Annotated in this window: 14 protein-coding genes and 2 riboswitches; all 14 genes read left to right on the top strand. The window is 52.3% G+C overall.

From position 1 onward, the window contains the following. The first annotated feature begins 38 nt into the window (after positions 1–38). The 14 genes from PHO67_00725 (at position 39) to rpsU (ending at position 12,687) form a co-directional block, all read left to right on the top strand. Positions 39–1,166, top strand: a complete 1,128-nt coding sequence (locus PHO67_00725) for a glycosyltransferase (GenBank protein MDD5545671.1) — start codon at positions 39–41, stop codon at positions 1,164–1,166. Beyond that, on the top strand, positions 1,151–2,005 hold the full coding sequence (locus tag PHO67_00730) for a lysophospholipid acyltransferase family protein (GenBank protein ID MDD5545672.1): 855 nt from the start codon (positions 1,151–1,153) through the stop codon (positions 2,003–2,005). The genes PHO67_00725 and PHO67_00730 overlap by 16 nt, the downstream gene beginning before the upstream one ends. After that, positions 2,002–2,688: a glycosyltransferase family 2 protein gene (locus PHO67_00735; GenBank protein MDD5545673.1), complete on the top strand. Its 687-nt coding sequence runs from the start codon at positions 2,002–2,004 to the stop codon at positions 2,686–2,688. Before PHO67_00730 ends, PHO67_00735 begins: the two co-directional genes overlap by 4 nt. Further along, on the top strand, positions 2,685–3,341 hold the full coding sequence (locus PHO67_00740) for a protein-L-isoaspartate(D-aspartate) O-methyltransferase (GenBank protein ID MDD5545674.1): 657 nt from the start codon (positions 2,685–2,687) through the stop codon (positions 3,339–3,341). Before PHO67_00735 ends, PHO67_00740 begins: the two co-directional genes overlap by 4 nt. Before the next feature lie 466 nt (positions 3,342–3,807). After that, positions 3,808–4,302: a hypothetical protein gene (locus tag PHO67_00745; GenBank protein MDD5545675.1), complete on the top strand. Its 495-nt coding sequence runs from the start codon at positions 3,808–3,810 to the stop codon at positions 4,300–4,302. 4 nt (positions 4,303–4,306) lie between these two features. Then, positions 4,307–4,538, top strand: a riboswitch (cobalamin riboswitch). A gap of 129 nt (positions 4,539–4,667) precedes the next feature. After that, positions 4,668–5,186 carry a bifunctional adenosylcobinamide kinase/adenosylcobinamide-phosphate guanylyltransferase gene (cobU, locus tag PHO67_00750; protein MDD5545676.1) on the top strand — a complete coding sequence of 173 codons (519 nt, stop codon included), beginning with the start codon at positions 4,668–4,670 and terminating at the stop codon, positions 5,184–5,186. Continuing rightward, positions 5,147–6,244 (top strand): nicotinate-nucleotide--dimethylbenzimidazole phosphoribosyltransferase, encoded by a 1,098-nt coding sequence (gene cobT / locus PHO67_00755; GenBank protein ID MDD5545677.1) that lies wholly within the window; start codon positions 5,147–5,149, stop codon positions 6,242–6,244. The genes cobU and cobT overlap by 40 nt, the downstream gene beginning before the upstream one ends. Beyond that, positions 6,241–6,978 carry an adenosylcobinamide-GDP ribazoletransferase gene (gene cobS / locus PHO67_00760; GenBank protein MDD5545678.1) on the top strand — a complete coding sequence of 246 codons (738 nt, stop codon included), beginning with the start codon at positions 6,241–6,243 and terminating at the stop codon, positions 6,976–6,978. The genes cobT and cobS overlap by 4 nt, the downstream gene beginning before the upstream one ends. Continuing rightward, the gene (locus tag PHO67_00765; protein ID MDD5545679.1) at positions 6,975–7,805 is read left to right on the top strand and encodes a cobalamin-binding protein; all 831 of its coding nucleotides are present in this window, start codon (positions 6,975–6,977) and stop codon (positions 7,803–7,805) included. Before cobS ends, PHO67_00765 begins: the two co-directional genes overlap by 4 nt. 3 nt (positions 7,806–7,808) lie before the next feature. Then, complete coding sequence (locus PHO67_00770) at positions 7,809–8,813, top strand: iron ABC transporter permease (GenBank protein MDD5545680.1); 1,005 nt, start codon at positions 7,809–7,811, stop codon at positions 8,811–8,813. Next, on the top strand, positions 8,810–9,607 hold the full coding sequence (locus PHO67_00775) for an ABC transporter ATP-binding protein (GenBank protein MDD5545681.1): 798 nt from the start codon (positions 8,810–8,812) through the stop codon (positions 9,605–9,607). Before PHO67_00770 ends, PHO67_00775 begins: the two co-directional genes overlap by 4 nt. Before the next feature lie 14 nt (positions 9,608–9,621). Continuing rightward, positions 9,622–9,821, top strand: a riboswitch (cobalamin riboswitch). Between the two features lie 51 nt (positions 9,822–9,872). After that, a complete protein-coding gene (locus PHO67_00780) occupies positions 9,873–11,699 on the top strand; it encodes a TonB-dependent receptor (GenBank protein MDD5545682.1) in 1,827 nt (608 codons plus the stop codon). After that, positions 11,689–12,420, top strand: coding sequence for an energy transducer TonB (locus tag PHO67_00785; protein MDD5545683.1), 732 nt, complete (start codon positions 11,689–11,691; stop codon positions 12,418–12,420). The genes PHO67_00780 and PHO67_00785 overlap by 11 nt, the downstream gene beginning before the upstream one ends. A gap of 78 nt (positions 12,421–12,498) precedes the next feature. Beyond that, positions 12,499–12,687 (top strand): 30S ribosomal protein S21, encoded by a 189-nt coding sequence (gene rpsU / locus PHO67_00790; protein ID MDD5545684.1) that lies wholly within the window; start codon positions 12,499–12,501, stop codon positions 12,685–12,687. Positions 12,688–12,706 lie beyond the last annotated feature (19 nt).

Consider the following 12,706-nt stretch of genomic DNA (forward strand, 5'->3'; position numbering starts at 1 on the left):
CCGCCAGGATAACGGCGGGCGTATTTCATTGGAGGCCTATGTCGGCGAAGAAAAGGGTCCTGTTGCTTTATATCTCGGTCAACTCCGGCCACCAGAGGGCCGCGCTGGCCATCGAGAAGGCGCTGCGGCTCCTGGCTCCCGAAGCGGAGATCCTTGCCGTAAACTCCTTCAATTACACGAACCCGCTCGTCGAGAAAGTCATAAACAGGACCTACCTGGGAGTGATAAAGAACAAGCCTGAAGTCTGGGAATACCTCTACGACAACCCGAAAGTCTTCCGGAGCCTGGGGAGATTGCGCGATTCCATACATAAGTTCAATTCCGGGAAACTGAAGATCCTCCTCGATGAGTTCAAGCCGGACGTCATCGCCTGCACCCAGGCGTTCCCTTGCGGGATGATCGCGGATTATAAGACGTCATTCGGGTTGAAAGTGCCGCTTATCGGCGTGCTCACCGACTGCTACCCGCATTCCTACTGGTTCTTCGATTCGGTCGATCATTATATCGTCAATTCCGAGGCGGCGACAAAAAGACTGATTGAACACGGCATCCCCAGGGAAAAGATAAAGGATTACGGCATCCCGATAGACCCGAAGTTTACCGAGAATGTCGATGACGAGGTCGTAAGGAAGAAACTCGGGCTTAATCCGGGATTGCCGACGGTCTTGATAATGGGCGGCAACCAGGGGCTCGGACCGCTCGCGGAACTCGTGAACGAGCTGAACAGGATCTCGTGCCCCCTCCAGCTGATCGTCGTGGCCGGAAGCAATAAGCGGCTTTTCGACTGGCTGGAGAGGAAGAAACGGTTGCTAAGGTTCAAGATGGTTGTCTACGGTTTCACCTCCGAAGTCACCGAGCTGATGTCGGTCTCGACTCTTATAGTGACGAAACCGGGCGGGCTTACGATATCCGAAGCCCTTTCGAAGGAACTGCCGATAATAATATTGAACCCGATACCGGGACAGGAGGCCAAGAATACCGAGTATCTGACAAGCGAGGGCGCCGCCGTTAAGGCGGACAGCGCCGCGGACGCGGCCCTTCTTACGGAGATGCTCCTGGTCAATAAGTCGAAGCTCGAACATATGCGCGGAAACGCCCGGCGGATAGCGAAACCGCGGTCATCAACCGACATAGCGAGGCTGATACTCGAATGCGCGAATTCCTGATATACAGGCTGGGGCAATTCCTGGCAATGGCCCTGCCGCTCAAGGCCGCATACTTCGTCGCGGCCTTTTTTGCCAGGCTGCAGTATGCCCTCTCGCGGAAAGACCGCCTTATAGTATACGGCAACCTGCGCGCCATATTCCCGGACGAGGAAGAGAAGGAGATCGCGCGGCTCGCGAAGGAAGTTTTCGTTAATTTCGCCAAATACCTGGCAGATTTTTTCCGGTTCGAGAAGGTCGATAAAAGATTCCTGGCCGAGAAGGTAAAGGTTATGGGCAGGGAGAACCTCGACGGAGCCCTTAAAATGGGCAAGGGCGTCATAGCGCTATCGGCCCATATCGGGAACTACGAATTGGGCGGCGCGGTGATATCCCTTTTAGGTTACCGGTTGAATGTCGTGGCGCTTGACCACGATAACAAGTTGATAAATGATTTTTTCATAGGGCAAAGGGCGCGTACGGGAGTACAAGTCATATCTGTCAAGTCGGTCCTGAGGAATTGTTTTGAAGCCCTGAAGAAGGGGGAGGTGCTGGCTTTGCTGGGAGACAGGGATTTTTCAAAACACGGCATCATAACCGGTTTCTTCGGGAAGAAGACATTGATCCCGAAGGGCCCGGCGGCTTTTTCCGTTAAAACAGGCGCCCCCATAGTGCCGGGTTTTTTATTCAGGATGCCGGATGATACCTTCGAGCTGAGATTTGATAAACCCATATCATACCGCGCCACGGGGGACCGCGAAGCGGATGAGAAGGAAGTCACCGGCCTTTGCGTAAAGGTCATCGAGGATTACATAAGAAGATACCCGTCCCAGTGGTATATGTTCAGGAGGTTCTGGCTGTGAGAGGTGAAATCCCGCCGCTGCGGGGCTGCGTAATAATTCCCGCGTTTAATGAGGAGATGCGTATCGGCCATATCGCGGGAGAGGTCAAGGCCAAGGGCCTCGATTGCATAGTGGTAGACGACGGCTCGGCCGATAAGACCAAGGAAGAGGCAAAGGAAGCAGGCGCCGATGTCATCTGCCATCCGAAGAACCTCGGCAAGGGCGTATCGCTGAGGGATGGTTTCAAGAAAGCCCTGGAAAAAGGCTGCGATTTTGTTATAACGATGGACGGCGACGGACAACACCACCCGGGCGAGCTGGAAGGTTTCGTCAGGGCAGCCGAAAAAAGCGGCGCGGCCGTTATCCTCGGGAACAGGATGGGAGATCCTAAAGGCATGCCGCTCAAGAGAAAGGTCACCAATTGGGTGATGTCGAGTTTCATTTCCCTGATCGCGGGCCAGAGAATGCCGGATACGCAGTGCGGCTACAGGCTCATAAAGGCGGAAGTCCTGAAAGCTGTGCCTCTTACTACAGATAAATACGAGATAGAGTCGGAGCTCCTGATAGGCGCCTCGAAGGCGGGGTTCAGGATCGCATCCATTCCCATAAAGTCCATCTATGGGGGAGAGAAGAGCCAGATACACCCGTTCGTAGATACCCTCCGTTTCTTATCCTTCATAATAAAAACGGCCTTCAAAAAATGAAAGAGCAGGACGACGACTTAATCTTCAGGAATGAAATGGTTGAAAGCCAGCTGATACCGCGCGGGATAATAGATGCGGCGGTCTTGGCTGCCATGAGGAAAGTTCCGCGCCACCTCTTTACATCCGGTAAAAGCCTCGAAAACTCCTATGCCGATTATCCTCTGCCTGTAGGCGAGGGCCAGACGATCTCCCAGCCCTATATGGTTGCCCTGATGACGCAATGCCTCGAGCTTAAAGACGGGGGAAAAGTGCTTGAGATAGGTACCGGCTCGGGTTACCAGGCGGCGATATTGCGTGAGATAGCCGCGGAAGTCTATTCGGTCGAGCGGTATGACACATTGGCGCAAAAGGCGCGGGAACTCCTGGACGGGCTCGGTTATAAGGATATAAAGATAAAAGTAGGCGACGGCACCGAAGGGTGGGACGAATTTGCCCCCTATGACGGGATAATCGTTACCGCCGGCGCGCCGTCGGTCCCCGCGCCTCTCGTAGAGCAGTTAGCCGAGGGAGGGATAATGGTGATCCCGGTCGGCGGGGCGTTCAGCCAGGAACTCTTGCTCATCAGGAAGAACCAGGGCGAGACCACGCAGGAAAGTATCTGCGGATGCACCTTCGTGCCGCTTGTGGGCAAATACGGGTGGCAGGAAGATTAAATTACTGTGACTCCCGGTCAATCGGCTCGCTCGGACCAAGGAAGCCCTGCTCAACCCACAAAACCTCCGCGCCGTATATTAAGCTCAAAACACACAAGCCGCTTCAAACTGTGGAAGCTGGCGGTGGTTTTTGTGCTTGAAGTAGGCGATTTGGGCGTTATAATGATACCAGAGTAGGACAGGAACCTATTAATCACGAATTCGTATATTATGTGTTCTCAAGAAAGGAATACGAAGATGAAAAAAAATTACGGTGACAGTATACTTAATTATCATCACACAAAAAGGGGGAGGGGAAATTTATAGTTGATATGACGACCAGGCAATCTGGCGAGCGAAGAGGCGGTTTATGCCGCAGTCCCGCCGTTGCGGGACGAGGAATAAAGAAAGCCCGAGCGAGCCGATTGACTGGTCGTCAGGTAGCTGGAGAATGAAACGTCCCATATACAGACAAATGGAGGGAAAAATGAAAAGTGTAATAATGGCGGTGTTAACGGTAATAGGCTGTTTGTTGTCGGGTAGCCTACTGGCAGGCGAGGTCTCTGCCGTAGCATCGGTCGATCTAAATCAGATACAGAATGAAGTCGGATACCAACGACTCGTATTTATGAACGCGAACGATGAGGTTAAGGCCGAGATGCTAAAGCTGCGGAAAACACTCGATCAAGCACTCATTGAGTGCGTAAGGGAAAATGACGATAGCAAGTTAGCGATCCTTCAAACTAAGATCCAGTCCATAAATAACAAGCTCAACGCAATACGAAATGCGATGAGCTACAGGAGCTCTGATCACAGGAGGGCACTGACAAGGTTTATTAAGAATCGATATTCCGGAAAATACGCGCTGGTCATCGACGCTCAAATGGGTAGAAATAACAGCCAGGTGATCATTTGGGATGCTCCAAGGATGACCGATCTAACCGATGAGATCATCCAAGAGCTGGATCGAGAATTACCCTAAAATAATTCTTGCATTTATAATTAGTTAGTGGTATTTTAGTGATGCTTTAAGCGCGGGAAGCCCGTGAAATACGGGCACGGCCCCGCCACTGTAACCCCGCACCTTACTGATAAGTAAGGTAGCGCCTTAGACTACCGGAAGAAGATTCTTTCGGAAAAGACCACTGTTAAAAACGGGAAGGTTTAGTTTAAGGTGCGGGGGAGTCAGGATATCGCGCTTAGGGTGGCCCAAAAAACGGGCTCAAATTCCTTCGAGGGTGAGGAGAATTTTTTTATTACCTCATTTCATCAAAAGGAATGAGGTTTTTTTATTTGCGAAGCAAACATCCCGGCAGATATTCCGCCGGGAAGATCGAGGGATCAAAAATGTCTGAATTGGTATTGGTCACCGGAGGCGTCCGGTCCGGCAAGTCTTCTTACGCGCAAACTATCGCCGCGGCATCAGGCGCGAAGGTCTTCTATATTGCGACAGCCGAAGCGCTGGATGCCGATATGAAGAAGAGGATAAACTCCCACAAAAGGTCCCGCTCCAAGTCCTGGGCCACCATAGAAGAGCCCATCCGTCTCGTTAAAGCGATCAATTCACTGCCCGCGGAGAATATTACAGTAATCCTTGATTGCCTGACCCTTTTCATATCAAATCTCATCCACAAAGGCCTGACTGACGCGAAGATATATTCTGAAATAAAGAAAATAATAATTGCCCTGCGGAAGAAGGCCGGGCTTTCCATAATAGTCACTAACGAAGTCGGAAGCGGCATCGTCCCCGAGAATAGGTTGTCCCGCAGGTTTAGGGACCTGCAGGGGCGAGTAAACCAGATAACTGCCAAGGAGGCGGACAGGGTATGTCTATTGGTGTCAGGAATACCGTTACAGATAAAGTAAAGATCGATGAGGTCGTAAAGGCGATCGAATCGGTAGATGCCGCCTTTTACGCCAAGGCGCAGGTGCGCCTTGATAACCTGACTAAACCGAAAGGCAGCCTTGGCCGGCTCGAGGAGATAGCCGCGCGCGTCGTCGCGATAACCGGGAACCTGAAACCCTCGGTAAAGAATAAAGTGATATTCACGATGGCCGGTGACCACGGGATATGCGAGGAAGGCGTCAGCGCCTATCCGCAGGAGGTCACCCCGCAGATGGTCTACAATTTCCTGAGGGGCGGCGCCGGGATAAATGTCCTTGCCAGGGACGCCGGGGCTGAAGTCATCGTCGTAGATATGGGAGTGAAGGGGAAGATAAAAGCGGATAAAGCGCCTAATTTTAAGGATAAAAAAGTAAACCACGGGACGAAGAATTTTGCCAAAGTCCCCGCGATGACAAGGGAAGAGGCCCTGAAGTCGATAACCGGCGGGATAGAAGCGTTCAATGAGGCCTATGCCGAAGAAAAGATCGAGCTCGCCGGCGTCGGGGATATGGGGATAGGGAACACCACTTCGTCGAGTGCGATAGTCGCCGCAGTCACAGGCGAAGATATCGCCCTGGTGACAGGCAGAGGGACAGGCATAGACGACACCTCTTACGCCCGTAAGATCGATGCCATAAAAAAGGGCCTGTTTTTGCATAAGCCCGACCCGAAAGACCCCATAGACATCCTTTCCAAGGTGGGCGGATTCGAGATAGGCGGGATAGCGGGCGTGATATTAGCCGCCGCATCGAAGAAGGTGCCTGTCGCGGTTGATGGGTTTATTGCTTCCTGCGGCGCCCTGATAGCGTTTGAGATCTGTCCGGCCGTAAAAGATTATATCTTCTTCGCGCACCAATCTGTTGAGGCGGGGCAGTTGGCCATTTTAAGGCGCATCGGCCAGAAGCCGTTACTGAACCTCGATATGCGGCTCGGAGAGGGGACAGGCGCGGCGCTCGCAATGGGCATAATCGAGGCGTCAGTGAAGGTATTGAACGAAATGGCGACATTCGGCGAAGCGGGAGTTTCGGAGGAGAAGTGAAACGATTCCTGGTTGCGGTGCAATTTTTAACGTCTATACCCGTAAAGGTAAAAGGCGAGATAACCGATAAAGACCTTGCCGGCTCGATGGCATATTTCCCGCTGGTCGGGCTTTTAGCAGGCGCCCTTCTCGCGCTGTCATATAATATCCTGATCCCGTTCTTGCCGCATGCGGCCGTATGCGCTTTCGTAATGATAATAAACGTCGTTATATCCGGCGGGCTCCACATAGACGGTTTCATAGATACTTTCGACGCGATAGCCAGCGGCGCCGGCAGGAAGAGGATGCTGGAGATAATGAAAGAAGGCAGGCCCGGAGCGGTCGGGCTCGCCTCTGTCGTACTTTTGTTTATCGCGGAATACTCGCTTCTTATCTCGCTTCCTGAGGGGGTGATCGAGGGGGCATTGATAGCGATGGCGGTTTTAAGCAGGACATCGTTCGTCGCTTCAAGCGCGCTCTATCCTTACGCGAGAGATACGGACGGCCTGGGAAAGAAATTCGCCGGGCGCCTGGAGAAGAGGAATATCGCGGTTGCGTTTCTCGCCGCGGCAATAGTCTTCTTCCTTATATTCAGGTTAAAAGCGTTCGTCTTTATACCCTCGGCCTGCTGCGTCATTTTGGCGTTTGACATTTATTTTTTCAGGAAATTCGGAGGGATAACAGGGGACACGATGGGCGCGCTGGGGGAGATAATGGAGATAACGGCTCTCGCGCTTGCCGTAGCATTGATATGAGAAAGATCATTATTGTGGCGTTTATGCTTCTTTTTATCTGCCGGCATGCCGCAGCGGGACAGGTTAGGATCATATCTATCGCGCCTGCCACTACTGAGATCGCCTGCGCCCTGGGCCTGGAGGATGATCTCGTCGCGGTCTCCACTTATTGCGATTATCCGCCGGAGGTTAAGAGCAAGGAGAAGATAGGCTCTTTCAGCGAACCTAATATAGAGAAGATACTCATCCTTAAGCCCGATATCATCCTCGCCACAGGCCTGGAACAGGCGCAGGCCGTAGGGAAATTGAAAACATTAGGGCTCCGGGTAATGGTATCAGACCCGAAGAATTTCCGGGAGTTGTATGATTCTATCCTCGCGATAGGCAAAGCGTGCGGGAAAGACACTGAGGCGGTTTCATTGATGAATAAAATGAAGAAGACCGTATCGGCCGTCTCTGCAAAAGTCGCCCCGGTAGAGCCGGATAAACGGCCGAAGGTGTATTTCGAGATATGGTACGACCCGATCATGACCGCGGGCAAAGGGTCCTTTATAGACGAGATGATAACGGTCGCCGGCGGGGTCAATATAACTTACGACGCGCCGAGGCCGTTCTCGCAGTTCAGTCCCGAATTGATCGTCAAACGCGACCCGGACGTGATAATACTGGGCTATATGGTAAAGGGAGAAGGCGCGGCAGAGTCTCTTTCGAAGAGGTTCGGCTGGGACAAGATAACGGCAGTAAGAAAGGGCAGGGTTTATGATGATATCGAGCCGGATATCCTGTTCAGGCCAGGGCCGCGGCTTGCGGATGCCGTCGTCCGATTGAACGAAAGGTTCTACAAGTAACCCATGGAAGTGCGCCAGGAGTCACAGACATCAAGAAAAAGGGGGCATAGGGCCTTTATTATCGCGGCCGCAATATTGGTCGCGGCCGCCGCGGTCTCGGTCTATTTCGGCGCGGCAAAGGTCGGTTTCCTCTCCGCGCTTACCGATATGGACAAGCGCATACTTGGCCTCAGGGCCGGAAGGATATTGCTCGCGTTGACCGTCGGCGGCGGGCTCTCGGTGGCAGGCGTGATATTGCAGGGGCTTATGCGCAATCCTTTATGCGAGCCGTATGTCCTCGGCATCTCGAGCGGCGCGGCGCTTGGCGCGGTAATCTCGACTATCTTATTGGGCATGCAGCATTTCCTGGGCTTAAGCGCCCTTCCTGTCTGGGCTTTCATGGGAGCGGTTGCCGCGTTCTTTATTGTATACAGGATATCAGAGGTCAACGGGAGGATACCGGTACAGAACCTCTTGTTGACCGGCGTCATAGTCGGAGCCGTGTTTTCGTCTGTCGTGATCTTCCTCGTATCGTTCTCGGAGAAGGAGTACCTGCACAGCGTAATATGGTGGCTGCTCGGCAATCTCCAGATATTCGATATGAACCTGCTTTTGTCGGTGATGATAATAGTTATCACGGCGGTCATCCTCGCGGCGCTTAATTCGAGGGAGCTTAACGCCATTTCGCTCGGGGAAGAGGAAGCTGCGCACCTCGGGGTCGATATCGAGAAGACGAAAAAACGATTGTTCATCATAGCGTCGGTCATAACCGGCGCCGCGGTATCCGCGGCAGGCATGATAGGTTTCGTCGGGCTGATAGTGCCCCATTTTGTCAGGTTAGTGATAGGCGCCAATCACAGGGCTGTCATACCCGTATCGTTCGTCGCCGGAGGCGCGTTCCTTATCTTCTGCGATCTTATCGCCAGGATGGTGATGCTCCCGGCCGAGGTGCCGGTAGGAGTAATAACGGCTTTATGCGGCGGGCCGTTCTTTTTGTACTTATTGAGGAAGAGGTCGAGGGCCAGATGACGATTCTTAAGGCCGAGTCGGTGACAGGCGGTTATGGCAGAGAGCCGGTTATAAAAGATATTTCCTTCTCAACCACAAGCGGCAGTTTCATCGGCATTATCGGCCCGAACGGCGCTGGGAAGACGACATTTTTGAGGATGTTAAGCCGCGTCCTGCATCCGGCAGCCGGCACGATAACCATCGACGGGAAAGACATATACAGGATGCCGATGAAGGAATTCGCGGCGTCTGTGGCGTTCGTCTCCTCAGAATCCGGCGTAATATTCCCGTTTACGTGCCTTGAAATAGTGATGATGGGCAGGTTCCCGTATCTCCATCCGCTAAAGGGCGAATCGGATAAAGACCTTGAGGCGGTCCGGCGCGCGATAGAGATGACCGACTGCTCCGGGCTCATATCCCGCCAGATAGACCAGATCAGCGCAGGAGAGAGGCAGAGGATATTCATCGCCAGGGCTCTTGCCCAGGAACCGCGCATGATATTTCTCGATGAGCCGACATCGCATCTCGACATATCGCACCAGGTCCAGATACTCGACCTGATAAAGGACTTGAGCGAGCGCGGGGGTATCACCATCGTCGCGGTCTTCCACGACCTCAACCTGGCGTCGGAATATTGCGACACGCTGATGCTTATGGACGGCGGACGCGTCGCCGCGATCGGCGAGCCGAAAGAAGTCATCAGTTATGAATTGATAGAGAAAGTATACAAGACAGTTGTTGTAGTTAGAGATAATCCCGTCAGCGGCAAGCCGTATGTCCTGCTCGCGCCGAGGATTAAAAGAAAGGGGGCCTGATCCAAGTATTGCATTGGGATTTATCGCACGCAGGCGCTTTGACTTAATAGGGAAGCCGAAAAAGGCGCGGTGCCTGCCGCTGTAGTCACGCCCTTTTCGTAAAAGAAAAGGAGATCCTTTTGGCAGTTTATTCCACTGTTCCGAGGCTTCGGAATGGGAAGGGGGCCAAAAGGGCGGGATAGCCAGAAGACCTACCGGCGTGCGCTGTCAAGTTCTTAGACTACCTCAGGGAGTTGAACGAGGTATTATTTAAAAGGAGTTTAAGATGGTGTATTTTTCAAGGATTATTTTGGTCGTATTGTCCACGTTTATGTTGATCCCGTCAGCCCGCTGCGAGGAAACAGCGAACGTCGAACTTGAAAAGATAGTGGTCACGCCGCTCGGCACAGAGCAGAGTTACGGCACGGTTTCCCGGAGCATGGATATCATAGATAAACACGACCTTTCAACGGTCCGTTATGAGAACGTCTCAGAGCCGGTCGGCAGGCTCACTTCGTCCCAATCCATAGATTACGGGTCGGAAGGCGCCCTCAAAACGATAAGGCTGCGCGGTTCCAGCGCCGAACAGGTGCTGATCATGATAGATTCCAGGCCGATCACCGACTCGAGGACAGGCCAGGCCGAACTCCACGCTATCCCGATCGATTCGGTCGAGAAGATAGAGGTCATTAAGGGGCCGGCCTCCGCGGTATACGGCTCGAGCGCGATAGGAGGCGTGGTCAATATAATAACAAAAAAGCCCTCTAAAAAGCCCAAAACCGTCATAGAATCGAGTTTCGGCAATAACCAGACCCTCCATGATTCGCTCTCGACATCCGCGACGATAAATGATTTCGGCTATTATTTTAATTATTCATACGATTCGACGCACGGCAGCAGGGACAATTCGGAATACCGCTCGCATAACTGGACGGCAAGGCTCGATTATAAGGCCGGGGAGGATAACAGGATATTTTTCAATACCGGTTATTTCCAGGATAAGGGCGGGGCGCCTGGTTCAATCTTCTTTCCGACGCTTGACAATTTCCAGCTCAATTACAAGAATTATTACGACCTAGGCTGGACGGCGAAATTATTCGAGGAGAGCGAGATAAGCCTTAGGGCCTACCAGAACAACGACAAACTCGTCTTCATAAATTCCACAAACCCGTTCTCCAGCGACGCCGCCAGCGCCCGCACGAGGGGCATGCTTGTCCAATATTCGCAGAAATTCTTCGATTGTTACAAGGTGATCGCGGGTTTCGACGGGAAGATGAACCGGGTGGACGCTACTCTCGTCGGGAAACACAAGAACATCGTCCGTTCGCCGTTCGTGCAGAACGAGTTCTCTATCGGGAAGGATCTCGAGGTGAATTTCGGTTTCAGGGATGACGATTATTCGAATTTCAAGGGGACGGTCTCGCCCAGCGCCGGCGCCGCGTATAAAATAGGCGAATACTCGAAGCTTAGGGTCAATTACGCGAAAGGGTTCCGCGCGCCGACTTTCAACGACCTCTATTGGCCGTTCGACGGGTTCACTCAGGGGAACCCCAACCTCAGGCCCGAGAAATCCTGGTCGTGGGAAGGGGGATTCGACCTCGGCTATAAGAGCGGCCTCCAATTGAGCGCGACATATTTCACCAATAAGTTGAAAGACCTGATAGACTGGGCGCCGGGCGACGATTTTGTCTGGAGGCCTTCCAATATCTCCTCGGCGAAGATAGATGGGGTCGAATTTAAGACCGTGGTACCTTTAACCAAGAGCCTGAAATTCGACTTCGGTTACAGTTACCTGAACGCGATGGACGTTGACCTCGACAGGTACCTTATATACAGGGCGAAGAACAAATTCGACATGGGCCTGATTCTGGAATACGACAAATGGGACGTGAGGTTTTACGGCGAGTCGCTCGGCAGGAGATATACCGATACCGCGAACACCGCTTTCCTGAAGAAGAATTTCGTCGCATACCTCGATGCCTCCTACAAGATAAACAATAATTTGACTACTTTCGTTTCTATTGATAATATATTCAACAGGAGTTACCAGTTGGCGCTTGGTTACCCGATGCCGGGTTTCGCGATAAACGGGGGTATAAGGGGTGAATTTTGATTACGCGGCGGAGAAGGACAACAAACTTTTAATAGCGCTGATATTCTCCGTCGTCATCCACATATTGTTATTGAGTAATTGGCCCTTCTACCGGAATTTCTTTACGGATAGGATGCGTTCCGGCGACGTCGAGGTGACATATGTTAAATCCAGGGAACAGCCGCCGGCCAAGCAACAGGAAGCGCCGTCAAGGAGGTCAGAGTCCCTGCCCGAGGTGTCGCCGCCGCAAAAACTAGTTTCCGCGGAGCTCCCGAAAGCGGCCCCGGAAGCGAAGAAGAGCGAAGCCAAGGTATTAAAAGGAGAACTTCCTGCCGCGCCCCCGAAAAAAAGCCCGGGGGCAGAGCAGTCCTCCAGGATCGTCATAAAACAACCGCTCGTGCCGAAGATCGAGACGACCACTTCTGTCGACGCTTCTGTTGAGGCGCGCGGGCTTAGCTTTATACCGCCTTCTTACTCGCAGGTCGTCAGGGACAGGATAATAGATAATATCGATACCAGGAAGACGGGAGGGGAGGGCGACGTATATGTGCGTTTTGTCATCACTTCTTCCGGAATGTTAAAAGAGATCGGCATAATCGATGAAAAATCCAGCGACGACGGGATCCTGAGAGCGGCCGCTTTCCAGGCGGTCAAGGATTCCTCGCCTTTTCCCGTTTTCCCGGAAAAGGTCCGGCTCTCGGAGGTGGTTTTCACCTGCCAGATAAGTTTTGCCCGCAAGTAACCCAATTTTTCTTGACAACATTATAACCGTCTGTTATATTGGAACTAACGAAAATCCACAAGAAAGGGATGATAACTAATGCCTATGGTAGAAGTCGGCCAAAATGAGCCTTTGGAAAAGGCCCTGAGGCGGCTTAAAAAGAAGATCGAAAGAGAAGGGATCTTAAAAGCTATAAGGGCGCGCAAACATTACGAGAAGCCAAGCGTCAAGAAGAAGAGAAAGCAGATGGAGGCGCTCAAGAATAAGAGAAAGAGATTCAGTTTTTAGGCTCTTTTAAGAGCGTGAC

The organism is Candidatus Omnitrophota bacterium (assembly GCA_028716565.1).
Taxonomy (GTDB): Bacteria; Omnitrophota; Gorgyraeia; order Pluralincolimonadales; family Pluralincolimonadaceae; genus Pluralincolimonas.

Bases quoted from the DNA above. Each gene is read 5' to 3' on its own strand.
- PHO67_00740 (MDD5545674.1), top strand. From the start codon at position 2,685: ATGAAAGAGCAGGACGACGACTTAATCTTCAGGAATGAAATGGTTGAA.
- PHO67_00725 (MDD5545671.1), top strand. From the start codon at position 39: ATGTCGGCGAAGAAAAGGGTCCTGTTGCTTTATATCTCGGTCAACTCC.
- rpsU (MDD5545684.1), top strand. From the start codon at position 12,499: ATGCCTATGGTAGAAGTCGGCCAAAATGAGCCTTTGGAAAAGGCCCTG.
- PHO67_00775 (MDD5545681.1), top strand. From the start codon at position 8,810: ATGACGATTCTTAAGGCCGAGTCGGTGACAGGCGGTTATGGCAGAGAG.
- PHO67_00780 (MDD5545682.1), top strand. From the start codon at position 9,873: ATGGTGTATTTTTCAAGGATTATTTTGGTCGTATTGTCCACGTTTATG.
- PHO67_00770 (MDD5545680.1), top strand. From the start codon at position 7,809: ATGGAAGTGCGCCAGGAGTCACAGACATCAAGAAAAAGGGGGCATAGG.
- PHO67_00765 (MDD5545679.1), top strand. From the start codon at position 6,975: ATGAGAAAGATCATTATTGTGGCGTTTATGCTTCTTTTTATCTGCCGG.
- PHO67_00730 (MDD5545672.1), top strand. From the start codon at position 1,151: ATGCGCGAATTCCTGATATACAGGCTGGGGCAATTCCTGGCAATGGCC.
- cobU (MDD5545676.1), top strand. From the start codon at position 4,668: ATGTCTGAATTGGTATTGGTCACCGGAGGCGTCCGGTCCGGCAAGTCT.
- PHO67_00745 (MDD5545675.1), top strand. From the start codon at position 3,808: ATGAAAAGTGTAATAATGGCGGTGTTAACGGTAATAGGCTGTTTGTTG.
- cobT (MDD5545677.1), top strand. From the start codon at position 5,147: ATGTCTATTGGTGTCAGGAATACCGTTACAGATAAAGTAAAGATCGAT.